The following is a 23,759-nucleotide window of genomic DNA, read 5'->3' on the forward strand; positions in this document are numbered from 1 at the left end:
TCAGCAGGTTTAATTCAATCGCTCTGAAACGGTGTCGCATGGCGGCGTCGACGTGGTGGTACGGCATCGTTCCGTTTCCCGTCGTGGTACTGACGACGGTGATCACTCGTGTCGCGTTCCGCGCGTTCGTTGCTGCGACTCATCCGTCGACTGACGCGCCGCTGGGTGCGGGCGTCGCCTGGTTCGTCCTACAGACGCTCTCGTTCTGGATGGGGATCCTCGTGGCCGTGGTCGTCCTCGGGTGTTTGCTCGCGGACTGCCGGGCGCTCAGCGGGAACGAGGCGTGGTCGCCGAGCAGTTGGTGGGGTGTCGCCGGCGTCGTCCATCTCGGCGGGGCCGTCTTCCCGAAACTCTTGCTCCTCTCGGTGCCGGCGCTTGCCGCGTATCTGTACCGTCGCCACGTCCGTCTCGGACGCCCCTGAGAGAACACACGTCGGGGGCGTGTCTCGCTGCGGCCATCCATCGCGTATTCGGCCCCAGTCCCCGCGTGGACCTGGACAGTATCGCTACGGCTCGAGGTCCCGTTGCCGGCCCTTCGGGACCATCGAGCGGAGTTCGCCGTGGACGTAGAGGCCGACGCCGATCGCTTCGGCCTCGCCCGCGATCTCGTGGGCGGCGATCAGATACCCCCAGTCGCCGTCCCACCACTCGAGCATCTGGTCCTCACCAGCGGCGAAGCGACGCGCCTGCTCGCGGTCGAGGTCGATCACGCACTCGGTGGCGTGGTCGCCAAAGCGTTGGACGACGTCCGTCGTGGGTTTCCAGTGTTCCTGTCGCGTGCGGAGACAGGTCATCCCGATCGCTTCGATCTCCAGCGGCGTCGGGGCCTCGCCGCGGTAAATCCAGATCTTTCCCGCCCCCTTCTCCCAGAAGGTGTAGTCGTCGAACGTCGCCGGTGGGATGCCGAATCGATCCGCGAAGTAGTCGACTACCGCCTCGCGCGTCGCTCGCCCGTCGACGGTGCGTTCGGCTTCGGTCGCGGGGAGCCGGTCGAACCGCTGGCCGTCGTTGCCGTCGGCCATCAGGCGGTCACCTCCAGTTTCGCGACGAAGAACCCGCCGGTGTCGTTCTGGTGAGGATAGATCCGGGCCGCCCGCTCGAGACGCTCGTCGAACGTCTCGCCGTCCCACGCCGTCAGTCCCGGCGCGTGCTCCAGTTCGAGGTCGAAGTCGACGACGCGACAGGGCTCGTTGTCGAGGGCATGCTGGACGACGGCTTCGTTCTCTTCGGGGGCGAAGGTACACGTCGAGTAGACGACCGTCCCGCCCTCGCGGGTGGCCTGGATCGCTCGCCGGATGATCCCCTTCTGGATGCCCGCCACGGAGGAGATGTGGCCCTCCGACCAGTTGTCGAGCGCGTCGGGGTTCTTCCGGATCGTCCCTTCACACGAACAGGGCGCGTCGACGAGGGTCCGGTCGAACGCGTCGAAGTCGAATCGCTCGAGCGAGTAGTTGCGCGCGTCGGCGTTGGTCACGGCGAGGCCGGTCGCGCCGAGTCGCTCGGCGTTGAACCGCAGCGCCGAGATGCGGCCGAGGTTGTTGTCGTTCGCGACGACCGTCCCGCGGTCGTCCATTAGCGCCGCAATCTGGGTCGCCTTGCCGCCGGGAGCGGCACAGCAGTCCCAGACCCGGTCGCCGGGCTGTGGCTCGAGAACAACCGGCGGCACCGCCGAGACCTCCTCCTGGCCGTGGGTAAAGCCATGGAAGGAGGTCCACGTCGATCCCGGCGAGTCGATCTCGAGGGTCAGAACGCGCGGGTTCCAGTCGGCTTGGTCGTAGTCGACGCCCGCCTCGTTGAGGGCCGCGAGCGTCCGCTCGACCGAGGCCTTGATCGTGTTGACGCGGACGGCGTTGCCAAGCGGCCGCTCACAGGCCGCGAGGAACGCGTCGAAGTCGTCGATAATCGGTCGATACCGCTCGAGTGGCTCCATTGGCTCGGGGTTCGAGCGACTGGCGCTTGTGGGTTTCGAAGCCGACGCCGAACCGCCGGGCGCTCAGTCCCGGCAGGGCGACACCAGATCGAACGCGACACCGGCCGCGCGACGCCGCCGAGGATGGGACCGACGACGAGTTCGGTGGACGCATCGATGAGCATTCCTCCCGTCTCGAGATCAGGAACAGCAGTGCAACCACCAGTAGGCGGAGCGTCCCGACCGCGTCGAAAATCGCGATGGCCTCCGCCGTACGGACGAGCGCGTAGCGGGTGTCGGCATCACGGTCGGCGGTCTGGTCGCGGTCCGTTTCCGGCCCCCGATTTTATGCCGGTGACGGCCATCGGTCGGTGTATGGCAGGCATCCGCGTTCACGGACCGGAGCCGGACCTCGAAAACCCCACGCTCGTCGAGGGGTTTCCGGGCGTCGGCCTCGTCGGAAAGATCGCGACCGACCACCTCGTCGAACAACTCGACATGCGCTACTACGCGAGCGTCAACTGCGAGGGGCTACCCCGGATCGGCGTCTATCGCAGCGGCGACCGGACGGCGCGGCCGCCGGTGCGTCTCTACGTCAGCGAGGAGCACAACCTCATCGCCCTCCAGAGCGATGCGCCGATCGCGTCCCAGGCCGTTCAAAGCGTCGCCGACTGTCTGACCGGCTGGATCATCGACCGCGCGGCGACGCCGATCTACCTCAGCGGCCTCCCCGCCGAACGCGAGAACGGAACCCGTCCCGACCTCTACGGCATCGCGACCGGCGACGCCGGCGACCGACTCGAGTCGACCGAGATCGCGATGCCGCCGGAGGACGGCGTCATCACGGGGCCGACGGGGGCGCTCATCAACCGCGCCGCACACGAGGACTACGGGAGCCTCGCCCTCGTCGTCGAGTGTAACCATCAGTTCCCCGACCCCGAAGCCGCGAGCGTCCTGCTCGAGGACGGGATCGGGCCGGTGGCGGGCATCGAAATCGACGTGCAGGAACTCGTCGACCGGGCCGAGGAGATCCGCGCGAAGCGAGAGCAACTGGCCCAGCAGATGCAGGCGATCGGTCAAGACGAGAGTTCGCAGGCCCAGCCGCTGCGAATGTATCAGTGAATTGCGGGGGCAATCGAGGCTATCGCATCAGTTAACATAATTCAGACAGCACTCGTCCTGTCTGTGGTTCTCGCTCGCTTCGTTCGTTCCGAATCACGATCCCCGCATCCGATTGGATGTATACTTGCAGTGTTCTGGAACTGGCTAATTCCGAAACGGTGGAACGAGGTTGCAGGCCGCTGCGGCCACCAGACACGCAGCAATGACGAAGAGACTGCTGAGTGCCGTCGACGACTCAATGAGAATCCCCCTCACTCCGATGAAGAGAAACAACAACGAGAATCCGAGAAGGGAAATGGTTCCAACGACGTCTAACGCCCCATCCCCGACAGCGAGTCGGGTAGTCGTATAGTGGTCCGCTCGATCCGGATCACTATCCATCCCGCGGTCCTTTTTTGTACCGGGAACCATTTATGTGTGTGTATTGCCACGAGCGCGTATAAACATTACCATTGACAAATACCGCAGATTTGCTACGGAAATAACAGACAGTGACGGATAGTAGAATAGTGAACTCGTCGCTATCGGGGTTCTGATCGAACACGCTTTCCGGTTCGATCCGATGTGACGAAAGTCCCGTCCTGCCGAATTGCGAGTCCTTGCGTATTTTTGTTTCCCGAACGTATCCTGGCTGAACAGCAATGACTATCGCTACGGAATCGTCCGATATGGTCGTCGTCGGCGGGGGAACGGGTGGCTGTTTCGCCGCCGCAACTGCCGCCCGGGAGGGGTTGGACGTCGTCCTCCTCGAGCGAAAGAGCGAGGCGGAGGGCGGTCGCATCGCCTGCGGCGACGGCATCAAAGGGGCGAGTACGTTTCCCGATGTCGTCGACCGGGAGCGACTCAGAGAGGCCGCGTTTACCAACGAGGGCATTTCCCGAGGGCTCTTCGAGAACCCACAGTCCGGCGAGTCGATCGAGATTCCGTTCGACGAGACGGGTGCAGTGATCGACCGCTTCGAATACGGTCAGGTACTGCTCGCGGAAACCGAGCGCGCCGGGGCGGAGATCCACTACGATACCGTCGTCAACGACGTGGTACAGCCCGACGACAGCGTCGAGGGCGTGACAGCGATCAGGGACGGCGAGCCGCTCGAGTACCGGGCCGACGTCGTCGTCGACGCCGCGGGGGCGCTGTCCGTGCTGCAGGATCGGACCGATCTCTCGGGGTCGACGTTCGACACGAACGTCGATTACACGCACTTCTGTTCGGCCTACCGCGAGGTGCTCGAGGTCCCCGAGCCGGTCGACTGGGATGATGCCTTGGTCTTCAAGCCGACCGAGGAACTGGGCTACCTCTGGTACTTCCCGCGGTCGGCGACGGAAATCAACGTCGGACTGGGGTTCCAGATGAGTCAGGAACCGATCGAACTGGTCGACGTGCTGAAAGACGACATCGCGACCCGTCCGGAGTTCGCTGACGCGACGGTGAAGAACAAACTGGGTGCGGCGTTACCGACGCGGCGACCGTACGACTCCGCCGTGCATCCGGGCTACGTCGCCGTCGGTGACGCCGCCGGGCACGTCAACCCCTGTACCGGTGGCGGGATTCCCGGTGCCGCGAAGGCGGGCTACTGGGCCGCCTCGATCGCCGCCGAGGCGATTTCCGACGGCGACGTGAGCGAGGCCGCGCTGTGGGAGTACAACGAGCGCGTCCAGACCGGGTTCGGCAAGCGCTTCGCGGCGATGGACTGCTACAACATCTTCGGTACCGCCCACGACCTGGACGACCTCGTTTCGATCGTCACCGCAATCCCCGGCCAGCAACTCGTCGACGCCATCGGCAAGAAAGGAACCGCCGACATGAGCCTCCGACTCAAGCTCAAGACGCTGCTCAAAACGATCGGTCACTGGGGCGTTCTCTCCGAACTCTACAAGGTCCAGCAGACCGCCGGCTCGCTCAAGGACGTCTACGAGAGCTACCCCAGCGGGCCGGAGCACTTCGACGCCTGGCGACGCGAGCGCGACGCCGTGATGGACCGACTCTATGAGATCACCGGTGCCGAACCGAAGTACTGACTCGATCGACAGACGCCGAACACGCCGAGGCTGATCTCGTCCAGCGACCGCAGCGCCAGCGGGACGCGGGTGACGAGGGGATCGCGCGTCGCGCCGACGAGCGCGAACGCGATCAGTCCGACCGTGCTCATCACGACGAACGGATCGGCTGTCAGCAGCGGACCGATGGTCTGACCCACTGGATTCGACACGGATGGGAGCACCGTGAGCGCTCCGTCCCGGCTCCGTCGCTTGAACCCCGAACGCCTCACCGCAACCCAAACCCATTTTCGGACGCTGTGCCTTCGACCCCTTATGGGAACTGAAGACGCCGAAACGGTCGCGCCGGGAACGTGTCCGACCGCAGACGAGATGCCGATGCTCGGACTCGGCACCTGGCAGAACGACGATGCCGAACAGTGCGCCGAAAGCGTCCGCACGGCCCTCGACGCGGGCTATCGACACATCGACACCGCACAGGTCTACGACAACGAGGCAGCCGTCGGCGAGGGCATCGCGCAGGCCGATGTCGACCGCGACGACATCTTTCTCGCGACCAAGATCTGGATCGCGAACCTCGAGCACGACGATGTCCTCGAGACCGCTCGAGACAGTCTCGAGCGGCTCGGGGTTGACTACGTCGACCTGCTGTACGTCCACTGGCCGGCCGGCGAGTACGACCCCGAAGGGACCCTCTCGGCCCTCTCCGAACTGTTCGACGAGGGCCTGATCGAGAACGTCGGCGTCAGTAACTTCCAGCCCGAGCAACTCGCGGAGGCCATCGACGTCTGTGATGTGCCGATCTTCGCGAATCAGGTCGAGTTACACCCGCTGTTGCCCCAATCTGAGCTCCGGACGGCCTGCGAGAACGACGATATCGAGGTCGTCGCCTACTCGCCGCTGGCCCGCGGAGCGGTGTTCGACCAGCCCGAGATCCAGGCGGTCGCGGAGAAACACGGCGTCACCGAGGCGCAGGTCAGTCTCGCCTGGGCCCGCGAGAAGGGCGTCACCGCGATCCCGAAAGCAACCGGTGAGGACCACATCGAGGACAACTGGGCATCGCTGACGGTCGATCTCGACCAGGACGACATCGACACGATCGACGCGATCGACGAGACGAGTCGCGAGGTCGATCCCGACTTCGCGCCCTGGAACTGAGCGACGACATCGGTTCTCGACCCGGCCTGCGAGAGCCGCTCGAGGTGACGATCTGCTGACCGGTCGGCGGCGACGAAAAAGCAGGAAAGTTTACGGTACATCGGCTTTTTGGCTCGCGTATGTCTACCCGCTCGCGAAGCGGCGGTGGTGGGTTCGTCGGCGCGGTGAGAACCGACGTTCGCCGGTTGCACGGAGCCTGGATGGAACTCGTCTTTCCTCGGCAGCGCGGTCGCGGTCACTCCGTCATGGGCAAGTGGGAACCGGAGACGCTCCCGCAGAAGATCGGCTATCACGGCTGGAGCACCCTGGGACTCATCGGCTTGCTCGTTCTCTATCCGCTTACCGTCCTCGGCCTCGCAACCCGCTACTACGCGGCGAAACTCGACTCGACGCAGACGCGACTCGGAATCATCGGCGTGACGGCGGTGGCGCTGGTCGGCTGGGGCGCGCTGACGCTCATCTGGGGGGCGATGTCCTATCTCGAGCAGGTCGACGTCCCGATCAACGCCGTCCTCGCGGTCGGCCTCGCCAGCATCGTCGCGACGGTCTCGACGGCCCTCGCGGCGACGTGTTCGAAGTTCGGGGGCCGCGGAACGACGGTCGGGCTCGCGTACCCGTTCGCGATGACCGCGTTGTTCCTGCCGCCGGTCGTCGCCGCGCTCGTCACGCCGTCGCTTGAGGCGGTCGTCCTCGAACCCAGCTACGACCTCGCCGTCTGGGTGCTCGACAACGTGTTGTTCGTCGGCGGCGTAAACGACTACCTCCGCGGGAATTTCACCCTCGAGGGAGCCGCCTACGCCGGGATGTGGGTCGGCCTCTCGTTCCCGCTTGGCTGGTTCCTCGGCGGCGTCGTCGAGTTGGCGAACCTGGTTCGCCCCTCCGAATAGCCCACCTGTTCTCTTCCCCGTCGTGAACGGGCTGCCGATTCCCGGTACCATTAGGGGCTTCCCTCCTAACGATCGGTCATGGAGTTCGATGGAACGAAGACGGCAGTGGCATTTCTCGTCGTAATCGCACTCGGTGTCGGAGGCATGCTCGCGACACCGATGGGAACGGACACCATCCTGATGATGGTCGCACCGTCGATGATCGTGTTCGGGTTGCTCATGCTCGTCCTCGGCGTCAAACACGGCGAGTATCGGGCGACTCGCTGATCGGGTCGACCGAAGCCGGTCCGAACGGTCGAACCGAACCCCGGGTATTCCTCACCGCTCGTCCGCTCGAGGCCCGAACGACGACCGCCCGTCGGCCTCGAGCGCTCGCAGACCGAGCCAGCAGTTCGTCAGCGGATGGTAGCCGGGTTCGACCGCCGGTCCGTGGTTCGGCCCGTCGCGGTCGTGGGCACGCGTGAGGCGCTCGTACCAGTTGCCGTACCGCGGATTGATCAGGTGTTCGCCCGCGTACGCCCAGAGCCGGTCGTACCACTCGAGGGCTGCCGGCGATGCCCGATCCGTCTCGCGGTCGGCCCGGCACAACAGCGCGCTCGCGCCGATCGCCTCGGCGTGCACCCAGCCGTACTTGTCGGGGACGATCGGTTCCCCGTCGGCCGTAACGGTGTAATAGAGGCCGCCGTACTCGTCGTCCCACCCCAACTCGACGGCGGTCTCGAAGAGGTCGCGGGCGCGCTCGAGCAGCCAGTCCTCGGGCCGGTGGGTAGCCAGCAGCGCCAACAGCTTCGCCCACTCGGCGTGATGGCCGGGCTGGTACCCCGGTGGTCTGAACCGGTGGCGGGGACTGTCGGCGTTGTACGACCGGTCCGGCTCCCACGTCTCCGTGAAGTGCTCCCAGAGGAGTCCGTCGGTCGCCGCAGTGACATCGCGAGTGAACCGGTCGGCGACCGTCATTGCCCGCTCGAGATACCGCTCCGTGTCCGTCGCCTCGTACGCGGCGATCAGGGCCTCGCAGGCGTGCATATTGGCGTTCTGGCCGCGATAGGAGGCGAGATCCCAGTCCGGCGACGCGCGGTCGGCGTAGAGTCCGTGGGTCGATTCCCAGAACCGCTCTTCTAAAACGCCGAACGCGCGCTCGAGTTCGGCTCGAGCGCCGGGGAGCCCCGCCTGCAGCGCCCGGGCGGCGGCAAGCAGGACGAACGCGTGGCCGTAACAGTGCCGTGTCCGGTCAGTCGGCGTCCGCCCGTCGAGGAGCCAGTCGTATCCCGCTCGTTCGTCGTCCCAGTGGACGGTCGAGAGGAATCGAAGGCCATGTTCGGCGGCGTACTCACACCAGGTCGGCCCGTCGGCGAGGACGCCCAGGCTGAAGTTGTGGACGCCGCGAGCCGTCGCGACGAGGTGTTTCGTTCGGGCGTCGTAGACGTGGCCGTCGCGTTCGTCGAGCTGTGCGACGTAGCCGCCGACGGCCGTATCCAGACAGTCCGGATAGTAGAAGTTCAATACGTCCCGAAACCGGTGACGGAGGCCGGCCCGCGTTCGGTAGACGGTCATCAGGGCGCGTGTTCACCCGAATCGGCAATAAAGGCGAGCGAACGCGGCACGTGTTCGACGGCCCGACCCGTCGAACCGAATGGGTCAAAGACTGATCGTTACGCCGAATTCACATGTACCCGAGGTCGCGCAGGCGCTCCATCAGGTCCTCCTTGTCCTGGGCGCGGCCCGCGCGCTCGGTCGTGCCCTCGAGGTCCTGCAACCAGGCGGGGTCCTCGTCGGACTTTTCCGTGCTGACTTCGCTGCCCAGCGAGCGGAAGCCGGCGAAGTACTTCGGCGAGATCGGGATGTCGTCCTGTTCGACGCCCTCGGGAAGGTCGTCGTCGGCCTCGGGGACGTAGCCCTCTTCGGGGAAGTTCTCGACGGTATCCGGGACCACGAAGTTCCAGAAGGCCTCCCAGACGGCGGCCTCGTCGAACTGCAGGATGGGCTGGATGCGGTCGTGGGGTGGGTAGATGTCGGGATCGTGGCGCGGCGAGAAGAACGTCTCGTCGGCGCGGGCCTCCTGTTCGTCCCAGCGGACGCCGGAGATGACGCCGTCGATGTCGTGCTCCTCGAGCGCGTCGTTGAGCGCGACCGTCTTCAGCAGGTGGTTGCCGACGTAGGTGTCGAGCAGGAACGGGAACGTGTCCTCCTCGTACTCGAGAATCTCGCGGACGTGGTGTTGGTTGTGCTCGGAGAGGTCGGCGATATCGATGTCGTCGCCGGGCTCTAAGCCGTGTTTGTCGACGTACTCGCCGACATCCTCGTTGCGCGCGTAGATGACCTCGAGATCCCACTCGTCGGCCCAGTGGTCGACGAAGTCGTGAATCTCGTCGAAGTGCTGGTAGTGGTCGATGAAGACTGCTGGGGGTACCTCGAGGTCGAAGCGGTCGGCGACCTCCTTGATGAAATACAGCGTGAGCGTCGAGTCCTTGCCGCCGGTCCACATGACCGCCGGGTTCTCGTACTCCGCCAAGCCCTCGCGGGTGACCTCGATCGCCTTCTCGATCTTGTCCTGGATGTGTGGATACTCGTCGGGGTCTTCGCCGTCGCCGTCGGAATAATCGACGGCCGCGTAGTCGGGAGCGGTCTCAGCCATATCGTAATTAGATATAATTAGGAGGTGTAAATCTTTTGGGTCGGCGGAAACACCTGTCGGCAGTCAGCTTCTGCGCCGTCGGGTCGCTCGCCGGTCCCACGCCACCCGAGGTCCCCGTTCGATAACGCCGTCGGTAGACGGTCCTTTGAGCGTCCGAGCGCGGTCGTAATCTACCCGTCAAGCGGCGCTCGAGTCGCGATTCCCACCCTTCGATTCGGCGCTCACACTGGACACTCGGATCGTCTGCGAGCGACTAAGGGCGACGGGCTGGCGAACGTATTACTCGATGGCCCCGAAAGAACCCGTTTGCATGCCGACACTACACGACGAGACGATCATCGTGACCGGTGCGAGCAAAGGACTGGGGCGCTCGATGGCGCTCCACCTCTCGGAGCGCGGCGCGAACGTCGTCCTCGTGGCCCGAAGCGAGGACGACCTCGCGGCCGTCGCGGACGCGGCCGACGGCGAGACGCTGGTCGCCCCGGCGGACGTGCGCGACCCCGATGCCATCGACGACGTCGTCCGTTCGACGGTCGAGCGCTTCGGAACCCCCAACACGCTGGTCAACAACGCCGGAGTACCGGGCCGACACTTCGGCGACGACCGTGGCGCTCTCGTCAACACGGCCGACGCGGAGTGGACCCGAATCATCGAGACCAACCTCACCGGCGTCGCGCTCTTCACGAAGCGCGTCCTCGAGGCGATGCTCGCGGCCGACGAGACTGCGGGCAACATTGTCAACGTCTCCTCGGGGCTCGGGACGGCTGCGGTCCCCAACGCTGCGCCGTACGTCACCTCCAAATGGGGTCTCGAAGGGTTCACACGGGCGGTCGCGCTCGAGGTCGAATCCGACGGGATCAACGTCAACGCGATCGATCCCGGCGGCCGGGTCAACACGCGGATCTGGGCACACCTCCCCGACGCCGAACGACAGGAGATCCTGCAACCGGACGTGATGGACGACGCCGCTGCGCTGCTCGCGGCACAGGGGCCCGACGGCGTCACCGGCGAGTCGATGACCACCGACGAGTGGGAGGACCGACTCACCGAAAGCTAGGGGTTCGGGTCGCAGTCGTACGACACGTCCCGAATCGTCGTTTCCTCATAGATGTAGATCGGGTCGGACACCGCGATCTGGAGGGTCACGTCGGCCGTCCCGGCGTCCGTGACGGTGTCCGAACACGATAGGACGACCTCGCCGGACTCCCCTTGGGTCAGCGACGCTGGCGACCCGCTGACCACGAGCGTGTCGTCGGACGCACCCGCGATGGCGGTGACCTCGGCGCTGACGGTCGTATAGTCGGTGACATATCTGTTCTCGAGCGTGGCAACCGTCCGTGGTTGCTCATTCGTATAACAGATGAACCAAAAACAATCGTAGTTGGAGATCTCCCTGGAACTGTACTCGTTCTGTATCGAGAGGTACGCGTCGGTCTCCGCAGCGACGGAGGCGGATGTGTCCCGCTGTGCGACGAGTTGCTCGACGGAGCCGAGCTGTGCGACACCGAGTACCGCACCCAGCACGACCAACAGTGCGCCGAACGCCTTCAGGGATCGGTTCATGGGCGGCTCTGAAATCGTCGGGTGACGCTCGGAGTCACACGGCGATTCGATTGATACCGAATTATTATATAGGAACGGTCTTAAACTTTGATATACGCGCGGCCGAGGGAGTTACTGAATTATGAAACGTCGAACGGTTTTGATCGGGTTCGGTGCGATGGTCGCCGGCGGTGGGGCCGCGTTCGGTACCGGCGCGTTCAGCCGAACCGACGCGGATCGCGGGGTCAGCGTTTCTACCACGGTCGACGACGCCGCCCTCTTGGGACTCGCGTCCGGGTCGGGAGACGACGGCGGTTTCGTGACCGGGGGGAGCGAGGGGACGATCAGCATCGAACTGACAGCGGTCGACAACGGTGCGACCGATCCGGGACAAGGTGTCAATGATGAGTCAGTAACGGCGTTTCCGAGACTCATCGAAGCGACAAATCAATCGTCACACACGCTCGAGATATTCGTGGCGGTGCCGCCGACCGGTGGCATCATGCTCTTTCCCGAGGGCGGCTTCTCCGGCCCCGAACGGATCGCCCGACTCGACGTGCCCGAGAATTACGTTACGCTCACGCAGGGTGAGACGACGGAGTTGGGGCTCGCGCTCGACGCCGGCTACGGAACGGGCAGCATTCCCGGGACGATCGCCGACGGTGATTCGGTCGAACTCGAACTCCGTACGAGCGATCCGAACGGCTGACCCGCTGCCAGTGAAACGACGGTCCGCGCTGTCGTGTCCTCCGCCCGTTGCCGACGGCTCGGCCGCTCTCAGTCGGTGATGAACTTGTTATCCCGCCAGTTGACGCCGCCCTGCCCGGAGCCGTGGTCGCGCGGGCCTTCGACGACTTCGATGTCCGCCGGTCGGGGTTCGCCGTCGACGATTCTGGTCGCCTCGAGATCGCCGTCCTGCTCCGAGATCGCCGTCAGGGTGCCTTTCTCGGCGGCCTCGGCGATGCCACAGAGGACGAGGAACATCTGATACTGCAACAGCGAGTTCTGGAGGACGGTCTCGCGGTCGCCTTTGAACGCGGCGAACTCAACGAGTTCGGACTCGATCTCTTCTTCCTCTTCCTCGTCCCAACTGAAGGACTTCTGACGGCGCTCGTCCGGGTCCTCTTCGTAGACCCGGTTTTCGGTGACGCTGGCTTTGAGCTGTGCCGTCGGGGTGTACTTACTCACCGACTGATCCTCGGCGACGGCTTTGAGTATCAGCGTGTTGTTTCGCCGCGTGATCTCGACATCGGTGATGCCGTCGGGGAAGGTCGCGTCGTCGATGTGATCACGAAGGTCTTCGAGTGGCAGTTCGAGCGTCGAATGCAGCCGATAAACGTGTCTGGATTCCTCTGTTGACATTGTGGGAAGGTGTGTACGGCGATAGTCGTGGTCTGTGAGTACGAGCGCGTGACTTATATGACCTGCTATTAGATCCGTGAACTATCAAACGGGATAAATCACTCCCGAGTGACCGTCACTTACGCGTCAGTGAGTGTGTCCTCGAGTTCGCCGCGCTCGTCGAGTTCCTCGAGAACGTCGGAGCCGCCGACGAACTCGCCGTCGACGAACGTCTGCGGGATGGTCTCCCAGCCGCTCTCCTCGTTGAGAGCCACCCGGAACTCGTCGAGTGACTCGAGAACGTCGACGGTCTCGTAGTCGTCGCGGTACTGGTCGATGAGCCCGAGTGCCTTGCGGGAGTAGCCACACTGGGGCATGAGTTCGGTCCCCTTCATGAAGAGGACGACCTCGTTTTCCGCGATAGCGTCGGCGACCTGCTGGTTGACTTCGTCCTGGTCGAGACCCTGGTTCGGTGGGAACTCCATGAGCAACGGTACGGCGGTGGCGGGGATATGCCTTGTGTCATCCACACTCCCGAGTCCGATCGCGGCCGGTCGGCTCCGGGTCGGACACCAGTAGGGTCGGGAGGACGGTGGGTCGTCGGGGCGACCGGTCAGTCGGCCGCGGTCGTCGTCTCGATGACGTCGAGTTTCTCCGCGGCGTAGCCGAAGACGTCCCGATACCCGTTCGAGGACATGAGGACGGGATAGAAGCGTTCGTCGGCGACCTGTTCGTCGCCGTCGGCGGCGGCGAAGGGGGCGCCCGCCTCGACCGGCGTGAAGTTCTCGACGAAGACCTCGTAGGTGTCGGCCTGCTGTTTCCGGATGACGTCGGTGAGCCGATAGACGGGGAGTTCGCGGTCGACAGTGTCGCCGGGCAACGCGCCGACAGCGGTGAGGAAGGCGCGAGTCAGTCGATCGGCGTTCTGGGCCGCCGTCTCAGAGCCCTGGAGGCCACACTCGACTTCGACGGTGTCGACGGCGGAAAAGAGCCGTCCCTCCGCGAAGTTGCTCGTTTCGACCATCGCCGCTACGGGCAGTTGCGGGACGATGTCCGTCGCCGTCTCGCTGACTCCGTTGACGATCGCGAAGGGATCGGCGTGGCTCTGCGTGGAGTGCATCGAGAACGTCAGACAGCCCTCGAGTTCCGAGACGAGCGCGGCCGCGAGCTGCCCTTCGTGGGTCTCGGCGTCCGGATCGCCGGGGAACGTACGGTTGAGGTCCTCGTCGATGAAGCGAACCCGTCGTTCCAGCGCCGCCTCGTTGGCGACGACGAGTTTGACGGGACGGTTGACGGTCGGGCGTTCGTCGAGGAGCCGCTCGACGGCACGGACGCCACAGGGTTCGTCCCCGTGGATGCCCGCGACGACTGCGATCTTCGGCGTTCCCGACCCGAGCTGTGCAACTCTCATTGGACGATAATTGGGCCGCGACGTGAAAGGCGATTCGGTCTCTCACAGAACCGACCGGTCAGCGCTCGTGACCGGGCAGCCGGGACCGCGACAGGGGCAGTCGCTGTGGGCAGCGCCGCCCACCCGATCGGGGCGGACCTGTCACGTCCACGGAGTCACGGCGCGGCCGTGGGCTCCACGGGTCGATCGGTGTCTCCCGTCTCGAGAGGCCGGGCGGTCGGCAGGCGGGCGGGATCGTCCCACCGGCGGTTAGTCGAGTTCGTGGACGTACTCGAAATCGATCGCCGTCGCTTCCGGTCGGCTGCCGTCGAGTGCGATCCGCCAGCCGTGCAGCGCCGTCGGATCGTCCAGCGCGTTCGTGATCGTCGTCCGGACGTCGAGCACGTCGACGCCGTAGTAGTCGTTCGGAACGTCACTGAGGTACTGCCCCGCGGTCTCGAAGAGGCTCCGCATTCCGTCGTCGTTCTCGAAGTCGAAGTGTTTGTAGGCACCCGCGGCGACCTGCACCAGCCCGTGCAGAAACGCGCTTTCCGTGGTCCCGCGTCCGTAGTTGTACCACTCCGCTTCGAAGCAGTCGTGTGACTCGTGGAACGCGCCGGCGTTAAACAGGGCGACGCCGTGGACCACGGCCCGACGCAGCGTGCCGTGTTTCCACCCGTTCGATTCGGGCCGCTCCCGACGCCAGCCGGTCGGGTTCCCCTCGGTGGGTGGCCCGACGGTGTAGTCCCGAGTGTGGTCATCCATGGGTCGTACTGAGCCGCTGGTGTGGCTCGGTGCCGCTCGAGCGCGCCCACTCGCGTGCGCCGCGGACCGGGGCGGCGACCGGCCTGCCGTCACTGCCGGCGGTCCAGTGTGGCGTGGCGTGACCCCGGTGCCCCGCGGACGGGGGTCGTCCCGCCGACTCGAGGGACGGGGCGCTGGTGTGCTCGGCCATAGTCGATCGGAGGGCCGGTACGCGGGTAATTCCGTCGGTTATGCACACCCTATCGCTTGTAGGCACCGAATTTATGACGGTTCGACCCATCGGACGGACTAGATGGCACAGCCTTACGGCCGGTGTGAGGACTGCGGCGAACGCCTCTACGCCCACATCGAGGGCGGGTACCAGTGTCTGAACTGTAAGCGGCGGTATACGGCGGCCGACCTCGAGACCCGGACGGCCTGAGCGTCGGGGCCGGTCCGCCGTCGTCGCGCCCGTGCTCGAGATGGTGGTCGAACCCGAAGAGCGGGTGGTCCTCGTCGACACCACCCGGCGGCGGATGGCCGCGTCGGCGGGGCTGACCTGTGGTTCGTCGCCGAATCGGGCCGGCGAGACGATCGTGACGGGACCGAAGACGGCGGCTCGAGGCGTCGATGCGATCGAAACGAGACAGCAATGTTGACAGGGAGCACGGGCGTCTCGACGAACTCAGAGTATGCCACGAAGGAAGAGAAACGGCTCACGGTGGAGTGACTCGGCAATATCGTGACGCACGATTACGATGGCCAGCAAAGCGACTCCGAGAAGGAGAATGAGGACGCCAAAAAGGTCAGACGCGAGGAGTTGCGTTGCTTCCGATGCCGTCGCCAATACGACGCTGGAAAGCACGGCAAACGAGTTATTCAAATAGTGGAGGCCGATCGGATACAGCGGTGCAACCCATAACAGGTCCGTGACACCCCGGCGCTCGAACGTGGCGTAAACGCCGACGGCGAGCATGCTCAGAAGGGAAGGAAAAAGCACGCGATACAGGATCACTCGGCGGACAGGCCACTCAGCTGGGACAGTGGCCCCTCTGGAAACAACCGAAAGAACACGGCCCGTAACAAAACGAGGACACCAAGTACCCCCCCGAACAACAGCGCCCAAATCGATGGGGAAACACCGCCTGTTTCCGCCAGATAGTGGATGTACAGGCTTGCAACGGCCCATGACAGGGTGAATGCAGCTAGGGCTCCGAGCACGATTGAGGCGAGGATCCGAGTCACTGCCGTGTCACCGGACTGGATCCGATTGCCGGAACCGAGAACTGCCGAACTGAGTCGGATTCCGTGTGCCAGCGTACCGACCAGAACGGAAAAGGCGAGGAGACCAGGAATCAGTGTTGTTACCGGAAACCAAAGCAATTCGTGGACGGTGTCCAAAAGAATCACGGATTCGTTGACTACCCCGGCCATCAAGAGGATCGAAAGGACGGCGAGGATGGGTTCAGCTACTCGTCTCTCGACCGGGCTATTAAGGCCGAAGGCGGACATGGCGTGCAATAAACACCCATTCCGACAGTAATAAACCTACTGTAGATCGGAGGTAGCCGCCTGTATCGATCGAACCGAGTCGATGTCTGCTAGGAACGTGTCTGTGCTGCACACGCGTCCTCACTTCAACATAACTCCCGGAACTTCTCACTGATTATGGGTTACAACAGAGTGACGCATGTTCTTCTGTGAGTGAGCAGCTCAAGTCAATTTCTACTACACCGCGTGCGCCGACTCAGCAAGATCGGCGAGTAACACCTACTCAGCGTCGGGACAGTACCGACCATGCGCCAAGACTTTGTTGTTCGAACTATGGATCAGACATGAGTGGCTTGATTTAGCCTTTCACCGTCTGGGAGTTTCGAACATCGGTGTGTCGATGGTAGGTCGTTCGGTTGATCCAGCGAAACGAGGTCCGAATCACTTGAGTCGATGATCCGAACTACGCGGATCGTCGCGTGGGCCCCATCTGTTCGCATTTGACCGTCTGTCCTTGGTGCGGTGTGGAAACACCGTCTCAAGTTGGGTGAGCCGTACTCGAGCTGCCAGTGCTGTGTATCCATGAGTTTGAACTCGGCGACGAATCGCTCGAGCGCGTCGAGAAGGGCCGTGAGTTCCTAGTCGTCAACCGTTCATAAAAAGTATGATCTCAGATCTTATCAATGCTGCCGCGATAGACGGTGAAACGACGTTCGACCTCAGTGTTGCTCAACTAGACAGTCATTTTTGGTGTACATTATGGATCAATTGACTGCACGAGGAACAGGAGGGTTGTACTTTTCAAAGTAATTTCGTTGATATCTCCGTACGTGTCATGAGTAGTTACGTACAGCGTGGGTTCCGTCGGATTCCACACAGGGTCGTCGCCTTCCTCATATTCGTAGGCCGTTTCAGAGTGGCCGACCGCTATGCCTTTGAGATCTTCTACGTCATCTATTTCGCTTTTGTCAAGGCTACTGTTAAACCAGTGGCTTATCACACAGGGGTTCCCCGAATCGATCTGGTTTTTGATCTCCGAACGGCGCTCCCACACAGTATTCGAGGCACTATACGAGGAGTCGTAGTCCTCAATACCGTCGTCGAAGTCCGTGGGAACTGTCTCGCCATCGCTGTTGGTGCCCATAAGATCGTTGAGTTCCCACATCAAATCACAGTCGCGAGAAGATATGTTCTCATGATATCCAATACACATAGACGAGGCAGCGGGAGTACAGCCAACCCAATCGGGGCCACACAGGTTTGCGTCCCAATTCGGGACGCCGCTGATGCTTTCCGTAGAGAGCGAACTGAACGATGTCTCTTTAACCTCTTCTAGGGTTATTCGATCGGCAGTCGACTCTCTGTCGGTCTGTATAGTTGATTCTGGCTTCGAAACTGCACTTATCGGCGCTGTAAATCCGTGTTTTAGGTCGACGAATGTCGACTTTCCGTTCTCTGCAGCCTCGGCGCCTGCGACGTTCGTCGTTGGAACCTCAACCCCGAAACACATTGGGTTGTTATATATGAACCGCACCCCATCTTCAAGACGTCCGACCTCGCTTTGAAGCGTTCGGTTGTGTTGCAGTTGGGTCTGTGGTGCGAACCCAGTGCTGCACCTGATAACCCCGGGTGAGTCCGGCCGAGCGCTCACCGCTATGTGTCCGACTTCTTTTCCATCAGTTTCAATCGGATAGACCCAAGCGGCCGGCCTGTACGTTCCAGTCTCAGAGACGGAATAGAACAGTTCCGGCTGAGCGAGTCCTTCCGGATTGAGGTCTGAAAACTGTTCGCGCGTGCTGTTGTGTTCAACACGAGATTTCGCTATCTGACGTGCTATCGACTCGGAAATTCTATCGGACCGCACCACTGCGGCCGAGTTGCCCTCGGCCATCCCTAGTGCGGAGCCCGTCATTGTAGGCGTTGCCAGCACGGCGGATAGGCCGCCGATTCTTTTCAGAACAGTTCGTCGTTTACTGGAATTACCAGACATAACGTCTGTAGATTATGGTTGTAATACTATAAAGTTTTTCTGTGCTACTATTATTAGTAGATTTCAACTACTATCGTTCGTTAAGCAAGATGTGATTCGCATGCTTTCGGCGGCTTATTGAGAGGCACTGCCTAGTTCAGGACCTCCTTGACCGGCGTCTTTCCGTCGAAAGCTTGCTGTGGTCTCTGACGGTTGTAGTACTGCATGGAATGTTCAAGACATTCGCGGACGCTCGCCCGACTGCCCACCCACGTATTATGGAAGCGGTTGATGTGTATTTTGAGGGCGTGAAACCACTTTTCGATCAGGTTTCGATCGGTATAGTTAACCCGGAACGTTCAATCCTACTCGAGAGAGTGCAGTCTGAGAGCCGAATTGATCGACAAGAAACTCAGCCTCGGAAAGATCGTGTTTCTCGCGGAGTTTCTGCAGAAACGCAGCCGCCGGATCAGTGCTATGTCGACTAAACAGCGCGACATCGAGAATTGTTTTTGTCTCAACATCTATTGCAGCATACAGCCAAGACTACTCGCCGTTGATCTTGACAGCAGTTCGTCAACAGCACCCCGTGACGGCGTCGCCGTCCGCTCGTTCTCTCAAGATTCTTCTCAATCCGCGTCATAGCGCTCGCTGAGCAGGTCTGCGACCAGTAGCCCAAATCAACTCAACAGCCTGTCCATTTCTCAAACTGGCTCAACTATAGTAGCAACTGAAAGTCATTGCACACCTGATCGCACGACAGCGTTACGATCAGTGTGTAAATCGTTTCAGTTGCTACTATAGATAGTGCCGCTTTTCAGAGTTTTTTAACAGCCCGATGAGAAGTACGATTCCCGCTGGAACGAGGAGCCACCAGTCGGGCAAGAAATCGTCCGGAGGAACGGTTACGGCTAGATCCGTCATCACAGGAGCCGTAAAAGAGAGATGCGAGTAGATGGTGATATTGCGGCTGCTATCTGACTGGACTGGAAGATCGTTCCATGGCCGCTACCACGTGACGTGGTGCTTCAAGCGCTATCGTCGTGATCGACTTTGATCGTTACTTCATCGGCAGTATATCGTTTGTACGCAGCATAGGCAACGTTACCGATCCCGAGAGTCCACCACAGAGTTAATGCAGCAACGATGAGGTGGCCGAGGGCTGACCCCCAGTCCTTGTCCTTCACGCGGGCGCTTCGTTCCCCCTGGCTTTTCACCTGGTATCCCTGCGTGATGTAGTCGTCAATAACTCGCTCCATTTCGCGTTGGTCGTCAACTCGTCGAATCCGACTCATAGTAACCAAACTGATACGGCAGGGATATAAATATTGATGTTCACTGACTATATTCCCACGGGCGATTTGCCGTTAGACAGTAATAGTTTTATCCACTGGTTATTTGTAATATACTCGTAGTAGCATTATTCAGACACTAAATGGGTAAGTTGAATGATAGCATACATGAGCTATCGCGTTTCCGTAGCTGATGAGTGTCTCTATCGGAGGAAACTACCGAGAGCGAAACCGGGCCATTTAACCCACATACGGACCTACGACAGAGTGCGTGCGAGGGTAGCCAAGCGGTCAACGGCGGCGGACTCAAGATCCGCTCTCGTAGGAGTTCGTGGGTTCGATCCCCTCCCCTCGCACTGACCACAGTGCGCGGCAAGACGGAGCGTCTTGCCCTCGCAAACTTCTGATGGCCGTAAAATAAGTTCGCAAGAAGTTGTAGTATATACTAAACGACATATTTTGGGGAGGGGTTCGTCACTATACAGACACGCCCTATCAGTAGAACCATCAAAACAAGGATTCCTTGTCAGCCCCCACAAAAATTGGCGTGGGATACTTGACCAGATAATATTAGAATTTCTTCTCAATCTTATGTGGCGTAATATACTAGACGTATGGTTTTATGCATGTGGATTACTTATCATATTCTATGGCAACTAGTGATGGGGCAGACACATATACTGTTGAGAATATTAAGGAACTACTGGATCGTCCATTAAAATCAAATACGGAGATGGCAGTTGATGTTGTGAAAAATGCTGCAGACGAAAAAGCACTCAAACTACTGATAAAAGAACACAATATCGACACAGTTCACGACGGTAAAAAAGGGCTTGGTCCTGTTAGACAAGCACTATTGGAGTCGGAAAAAGCACCCAGAAGCTTAAAACAGAAAGTTGCAACTCGTGGCGATGACACTACAGAATTGGAAAGTCTCGTGCCCGATTCCGCTCGAAAGTCGGCATTAGGGGCTTTAGAAGCAGGAAAGCCAGTTGTGCTCTATGGACCAACAGGTACTGGTAAAACTACATTTGCTAAACAACTAGCCCTAGAGACAAGTGTCGGGTATACGCTAGAGACAGCATCTCCATCTTGGACAAAACAAGATATCATCGGCCGAGTGGAGCCTGAATACGATAAGGATACTATTAGCTACCGCAAAGAACCAGGTTGCGTCTCTAAAGCTGTTCTTCGAGCACGAGACTTCAGTGAGGATTATGCTGTAATAATCGATGAGCTAACACGTTCAGATATCTCTAAGATTTTTGGTCCACTCTATACTGCCATTGAAAACAACCATCAAACCATTTTCACTACTGACAATGGAAGGACTGTTGAGTTAGATCCAAGTGTGAATATTATATGTACAATGAATATGTCAGATCGCACAGTAAATGAACTTGATAATGCAATCACTCGACGGTTTGCAATGATTGAAATATCTGAGTACGAACAAGACGATCGACAGACATTGTTCTCAACATGGATAGATAAGCACCTGACTGATACCATGGTTGATCCGGAGGAGCTTAAAAGGCTGTTTGAAACAGATTATTCCCGTCTAAATGGAATTGGTAGTGAGAGCAACAACGATGGAGTCATGCAGTTTGGTCCCATGCACTACGAGGACGTTGCAAACTTCATTGGTAAAACAACAAAAGTTGATGGGGTCTATGAAGATGAACCGCGTCTCGCCGTTGGTGAAGGATTTAGAACATATATTGTCCCTCGGTTGTTGAATTCAGCAACATATTCACAGATTAACAAGCTTGTAGACCATTATGAGATACTAGATGATGAATTCGCATTTGATCTGTCACGTGCAACGGAGCTAGTACAGTCTGAACTTGAATCAGAAGAGCAGAGAATGGGTACATAACCCATCATGAGTAGCAGTACTCTCCCGCATCGAGTACAAATTCGAGAGCGGGACGAGAAGACGATCGAAGATTGTCCACCAGAAATTGGGAAGCAACTCCAACGGGCTGCATTTGATAAGGTAGCCGCGAATGAGTTTGAAAAAACTCGTACTACGATAGGCAATGAAGAGGAACGTAGCGTTGTGAAAGCCACCGTAGATGACGGAACGCTCACGATATCTGTTGAGGATGTAGTGGGCGTAGTTAACCTCACCCCCACGTCGAAATTACAAATAAATCCCAAGATTGGTTGGGAAGAAATATTAGAGATGTTTCTTGCTATTCAGCAACGCAACCGCTCTCTAAGATATCATGGAATCCCGATAGATGATTTTCTCTCAGAAGACATAGAAATAAATGATATATTTGTAGTAATCACCATAAATTTTCTAAATAGCATTCAACCAATCCATCGAAACGGATTCATTAGACAATTCAAAAATGAACAATACGATGCTGTGAGCGGCCGTGGGAGAATTAATGTCGAAGAGAGTTTATTGAACAAATCACGCGGAATCCCTAAACATCGGTTTGTTCAGAAGAAAGTAGATTATTCAACACCAGCAAACAGTCTCATCTACTTAGCCGGAAAACAACTGCTGCGCTTATTTCAGGATTCTGCCGGAGAGTATGAGCATAGCCATTTCTTCCAGATATTTAGCGAATTACGAGAACAGATAAGATATTTTGATGATATAGGCATTTCTGACGAAGGTATAAGTCTGAAAGAGATTAAGAAGACAGATGTTAAGGATCTTCCAAGACAACGTCGTTACTACGAAGAAGCAGTCAAAACCTCTAAGACCATCCTTTCATCTACAACAGGACAGTCGCTTGAATCTGGCCGAGAAGATTTGACAATTGATTTTATCCTCGACATGGATCAAGTCTTTGAGACTTTCTCCCAATTAATTCTAGAAGAAGAAATCAAGCGTCTCAATGATATCTCTCCTCACAATGTTGATGGAGAAGTAACTGTAGAGTATGAGCCTACCTTACAAATATTTGATGATGATACTGTGGGGACATATCGACCAGACCATGTCCTTAAAAATTCAGAAGAAGTCATCGCAGTTCTTGACAGCAAATACTACTCACGAAATAATGATCCAAGTCAGCGAGGAGAAGTCCGATCTCGTATGTTCAGTTATGCTTATCTATTGGACGCCGACGATATGGCGTTTCTTTGTCCATTTGGAGAACCGGTTTCAAGAAAACTCGCCCTTCGCGAAGGAGAAGTAACACTAGTCAGGCCTGGGGGCGACTTCAGTATTGACTCCTACCGGGAGGCGATTCGTAGCTATCTTGAATCTCAGTTCGACATCGATAGATCAATTGAAGAACTTCGTGATGATCTTAGCTATCGAATTGCGCATCAAGATGTTAGGACAATAGATATAGATAATATATCCCAATATCCTTCACTTCAAGTAGGAAGAAATAATATCACTTCCTTTGCTCGAGGAGTCCGTAGGTCTGCGATTCAACAATCAACCGAGGCTGCACGATTCGACAATCTCTCAAAGTCATTTCGACATAAACTACTTAGTCAGATCAAAAACGGGTTTTCACCAGCTGACCAATATGATTTTTGTATCCCCCTATTCATACCAAATAATGCAAATGAAAACATTCCACACGAGAAGGACAATTGGGAAGGTGAGGCGATAAAATACTACAATGTACGAACCCGACATGGAGAAATAGTTGAGGTTTCAGATCCAAAATACATAAAACTAAAATGGTAAGGGTATTGGACACACTCAATATTATCTAAACTCCGATTAATATACATTCGACAGCGAGCACAACGACAAGACAAATAGCGGATCAATAGTAGACTCGAGCCCGATCCGTTCCGCGCTATAAGCAGTAGATATAAGTCCCAACACGTCAACTGGTAAAGTGGAAGTCACGCTCCAGAATATAGGGGGCTGCACGCAAATGCCCCGGGTGCTGAGACACCCGAGACGTGGCTTCCAAAGCGACCCGCTTTGGTTGCCATGCTTGCATACATTCTACCGGGATATAAACGTCCCGCACGACCGCGGAATCGCCCGACGGAATTAGCTTCGGCTGTGCATCGATGGTCGCGGAGTGGTCGGTATGCGTAGCGGCCGCGACGAATCCGAGAGCGACGACACCGCCGCCGACTGCGATGAGACCGCCATCGACCGCGACAGCAGCGCCGCCGACCGCGACGACACCGCTGCCGACCGCGACGGTTCGTCGCCCCCCGACTGTCCCCGCTGTGGCGAACGGATCGCGTTCCTCACCGTCTCCGGTCCCATGACCGGCTCGGTCAGCCCCTGTGGCTGTTCGGTGCCGCCCGCACTCGTTCACCGCGAGGACTAGGGGCTCCC

Annotated in this window: 28 protein-coding genes, 1 tRNA gene and 1 pseudogene; 14 read left to right on the forward strand and 16 right to left on the reverse strand. The window is 59.3% G+C overall.

Annotated features, from left to right (window positions below; translation table 11 throughout):
* Positions 1-38: 38 nt before the first annotated feature.
* Positions 39-422 carry a hypothetical protein gene (locus tag C486_RS01415; protein WP_008452200.1) on the forward strand — a complete coding sequence of 128 codons (384 nt, stop codon included), beginning with the start codon at positions 39-41 and terminating at the stop codon, positions 420-422.
* 84 nt (positions 423-506) lie between these two features.
* Here the strand turns inward: C486_RS01415 and C486_RS01420 are convergent, their stop codons facing one another.
* Together C486_RS01420 and C486_RS01425 are read right to left on the reverse strand one after the other, a co-directional pair.
* Positions 507-1,022: a DUF7122 family protein gene (locus tag C486_RS01420; RefSeq protein WP_008452202.1), complete on the reverse strand. Its 516-nt coding sequence runs from the start codon at positions 1,020-1,022 to the stop codon at positions 507-509.
* Positions 1,022-1,930, reverse strand: coding sequence for an RsmB/NOP family class I SAM-dependent RNA methyltransferase (locus C486_RS01425; protein WP_008452204.1), 909 nt, complete (start codon positions 1,928-1,930; stop codon positions 1,022-1,024). The genes C486_RS01420 and C486_RS01425 overlap by 1 nt, the downstream gene beginning before the upstream one ends.
* A 354-nt stretch (positions 1,931-2,284) precedes the next feature.
* Between C486_RS01425 and C486_RS01435 the strand changes: the two genes are divergently transcribed.
* Complete coding sequence (locus C486_RS01435; RefSeq protein WP_049910003.1) at positions 2,285-3,031, forward strand: proteasome assembly chaperone family protein; 747 nt, start codon at positions 2,285-2,287, stop codon at positions 3,029-3,031.
* Between the two features lie 641 nt (positions 3,032-3,672).
* On the forward strand, positions 3,673-5,049 hold the full coding sequence (locus C486_RS01445) for a geranylgeranyl reductase family protein (protein ID WP_008452212.1): 1,377 nt from the start codon (positions 3,673-3,675) through the stop codon (positions 5,047-5,049).
* On the opposite strand, the gene C486_RS01450 is transcribed toward C486_RS01445, so the two are convergent.
* Positions 5,016-5,228, reverse strand: a complete 213-nt coding sequence (locus C486_RS01450; protein WP_008452214.1) for a hypothetical protein — start codon at positions 5,226-5,228, stop codon at positions 5,016-5,018. The genes C486_RS01445 and C486_RS01450 overlap by 34 nt on opposite strands.
* A gap of 115 nt (positions 5,229-5,343) precedes the next feature.
* On the opposite strand from C486_RS01450, the gene C486_RS01455 reads away from it, so the two are divergent.
* From C486_RS01455 to C486_RS01465, 3 genes are all read left to right on the forward strand, one after another.
* Positions 5,344-6,186, forward strand: coding sequence for an aldo/keto reductase (locus C486_RS01455; RefSeq protein WP_008452216.1), 843 nt, complete (start codon positions 5,344-5,346; stop codon positions 6,184-6,186).
* Positions 6,187-6,305: 119 nt separating this feature from the next.
* Complete coding sequence (locus tag C486_RS01460) at positions 6,306-7,073, forward strand: hypothetical protein (protein ID WP_049910005.1); 768 nt, start codon at positions 6,306-6,308, stop codon at positions 7,071-7,073.
* 78 nt (positions 7,074-7,151) lie between these two features.
* Complete coding sequence (locus C486_RS01465; RefSeq protein ID WP_008452220.1) at positions 7,152-7,340, forward strand: DUF7333 family protein; 189 nt, start codon at positions 7,152-7,154, stop codon at positions 7,338-7,340.
* Between the two features lie 51 nt (positions 7,341-7,391).
* Here C486_RS01465 and C486_RS01470 read toward each other — a convergent pair whose 3' ends face one another.
* Positions 7,392-8,627 carry an AGE family epimerase/isomerase gene (locus tag C486_RS01470; protein ID WP_008452221.1) on the reverse strand — a complete coding sequence of 412 codons (1,236 nt, stop codon included), beginning with the start codon at positions 8,625-8,627 and terminating at the stop codon, positions 7,392-7,394.
* A 109-nt stretch (positions 8,628-8,736) separates the two neighbouring features.
* Positions 8,737-9,708: a phosphoadenosine phosphosulfate reductase family protein gene (locus C486_RS01475; RefSeq protein WP_008452224.1), complete on the reverse strand. Its 972-nt coding sequence runs from the start codon at positions 9,706-9,708 to the stop codon at positions 8,737-8,739.
* A 310-nt stretch (positions 9,709-10,018) separates the two neighbouring features.
* Here C486_RS01475 and C486_RS01480 point away from each other — a divergent pair, with 310 nt between their 5' ends.
* Positions 10,019-10,765 (forward strand): SDR family NAD(P)-dependent oxidoreductase, encoded by a 747-nt coding sequence (locus C486_RS01480; protein ID WP_008452227.1) that lies wholly within the window; start codon positions 10,019-10,021, stop codon positions 10,763-10,765.
* Here C486_RS01480 and C486_RS01485 read toward each other — a convergent pair.
* Positions 10,762-11,271 carry a hypothetical protein gene (locus C486_RS01485; protein ID WP_008452229.1) on the reverse strand — a complete coding sequence of 170 codons (510 nt, stop codon included), beginning with the start codon at positions 11,269-11,271 and terminating at the stop codon, positions 10,762-10,764. The two genes, C486_RS01480 and C486_RS01485, sit on opposite strands and share 4 nt — an antisense overlap.
* Positions 11,272-11,392: 121 nt before the next feature.
* Between C486_RS01485 and C486_RS01490 the strand changes: the two genes are divergently transcribed.
* Positions 11,393-11,959, forward strand: coding sequence for a hypothetical protein (locus C486_RS01490; protein WP_008452231.1), 567 nt, complete (start codon positions 11,393-11,395; stop codon positions 11,957-11,959).
* A gap of 68 nt (positions 11,960-12,027) precedes the next feature.
* On the opposite strand, the gene C486_RS01495 is transcribed toward C486_RS01490, so the two are convergent.
* The 5 genes from C486_RS01495 to C486_RS20715 form a co-directional block, all read right to left on the reverse strand.
* Entirely contained in the window at positions 12,028-12,612 is a 585-nt protein-coding gene (locus tag C486_RS01495; RefSeq protein WP_008452233.1) for a DUF7110 family protein, read from the reverse strand.
* A gap of 119 nt (positions 12,613-12,731) precedes the next feature.
* Complete coding sequence (locus C486_RS01500; protein WP_008452234.1) at positions 12,732-13,076, reverse strand: glutaredoxin family protein; 345 nt, start codon at positions 13,074-13,076, stop codon at positions 12,732-12,734.
* Positions 13,077-13,204: 128 nt separating this feature from the next.
* Positions 13,205-14,002 (reverse strand): succinylglutamate desuccinylase/aspartoacylase domain-containing protein, encoded by a 798-nt coding sequence (locus C486_RS01505; RefSeq protein ID WP_008452236.1) that lies wholly within the window; start codon positions 14,000-14,002, stop codon positions 13,205-13,207.
* A gap of 249 nt (positions 14,003-14,251) precedes the next feature.
* The gene (locus C486_RS01510; RefSeq protein ID WP_008452238.1) at positions 14,252-14,746 is read right to left on the reverse strand and encodes a DUF309 domain-containing protein; all 495 of its coding nucleotides are present in this window, start codon (positions 14,744-14,746) and stop codon (positions 14,252-14,254) included.
* A complete protein-coding gene (locus C486_RS20715) occupies positions 14,739-14,936 on the reverse strand; it encodes a hypothetical protein (RefSeq protein ID WP_152419097.1) in 198 nt (65 codons plus the stop codon). The genes C486_RS01510 and C486_RS20715 overlap by 8 nt, the downstream gene beginning before the upstream one ends.
* 102 nt (positions 14,937-15,038) lie before the next feature.
* Here C486_RS20715 and C486_RS22550 point away from each other — a divergent pair, with 102 nt between their 5' ends.
* Both C486_RS22550 and C486_RS21280 read left to right on the forward strand, forming a co-directional pair.
* The gene (locus tag C486_RS22550) at positions 15,039-15,167 is read left to right on the forward strand and encodes a hypothetical protein (protein ID WP_008452240.1); all 129 of its coding nucleotides are present in this window, start codon (positions 15,039-15,041) and stop codon (positions 15,165-15,167) included.
* A 40-nt stretch (positions 15,168-15,207) separates the two neighbouring features.
* Positions 15,208-15,384, forward strand: coding sequence for a hypothetical protein (locus tag C486_RS21280; protein WP_160164285.1), 177 nt, complete (start codon positions 15,208-15,210; stop codon positions 15,382-15,384).
* Positions 15,385-15,410: 26 nt separating this feature from the next.
* Here C486_RS21280 and C486_RS01520 read toward each other — a convergent pair whose 3' ends face one another.
* The 5 genes and pseudogenes from C486_RS01520 to C486_RS01535 form a co-directional block, all read right to left on the reverse strand.
* Positions 15,411-15,701: a hypothetical protein gene (locus C486_RS01520; RefSeq protein ID WP_152419098.1), complete on the reverse strand. Its 291-nt coding sequence runs from the start codon at positions 15,699-15,701 to the stop codon at positions 15,411-15,413.
* A 35-nt stretch (positions 15,702-15,736) separates the two neighbouring features.
* On the reverse strand, positions 15,737-16,237 hold the full coding sequence (locus tag C486_RS01525) for a hypothetical protein (protein WP_008452246.1): 501 nt from the start codon (positions 16,235-16,237) through the stop codon (positions 15,737-15,739).
* A gap of 736 nt (positions 16,238-16,973) precedes the next feature.
* Complete coding sequence (locus tag C486_RS20720; RefSeq protein ID WP_152419099.1) at positions 16,974-18,206, reverse strand: C39 family peptidase; 1,233 nt, start codon at positions 18,204-18,206, stop codon at positions 16,974-16,976.
* Positions 18,207-18,337: 131 nt separating this feature from the next.
* Positions 18,338-18,790: pseudogene (locus C486_RS19780) on the reverse strand (DDE-type integrase/transposase/recombinase); the annotation flags it as partial.
* 423 nt (positions 18,791-19,213) lie between these two features.
* Entirely contained in the window at positions 19,214-19,480 is a 267-nt protein-coding gene (locus C486_RS01535) for a hypothetical protein (protein WP_228371023.1), read from the reverse strand.
* 270 nt (positions 19,481-19,750) lie between these two features.
* On the opposite strand from C486_RS01535, the gene C486_RS01540 reads away from it, so the two are divergent.
* The 4 genes from C486_RS01540 (at position 19,751) to C486_RS01550 (ending at position 23,751) form a co-directional block, all read left to right on the forward strand.
* Positions 19,751-19,833: transfer RNA gene (locus tag C486_RS01540), tRNA-Leu, on the forward strand.
* Between the two features lie 293 nt (positions 19,834-20,126).
* On the forward strand, positions 20,127-21,356 hold the full coding sequence (locus tag C486_RS19785; RefSeq protein WP_008452252.1) for an AAA family ATPase: 1,230 nt from the start codon (positions 20,127-20,129) through the stop codon (positions 21,354-21,356).
* A gap of 6 nt (positions 21,357-21,362) precedes the next feature.
* Complete coding sequence (locus C486_RS19790; RefSeq protein WP_083865981.1) at positions 21,363-23,144, forward strand: 5-methylcytosine restriction system specificity protein McrC; 1,782 nt, start codon at positions 21,363-21,365, stop codon at positions 23,142-23,144.
* 421 nt (positions 23,145-23,565) lie between these two features.
* Positions 23,566-23,751 carry a hypothetical protein gene (locus tag C486_RS01550; protein ID WP_049910034.1) on the forward strand — a complete coding sequence of 62 codons (186 nt, stop codon included), beginning with the start codon at positions 23,566-23,568 and terminating at the stop codon, positions 23,749-23,751.
* The last annotated feature ends 8 nt before the right edge of the window (positions 23,752-23,759 follow it).

Origin of the sequence: Natrinema gari JCM 14663 (assembly GCF_000337175.1) — an archaeon.
Classification (GTDB): Archaea; Halobacteriota; Halobacteria; order Halobacteriales; family Natrialbaceae; genus Natrinema; species Natrinema gari.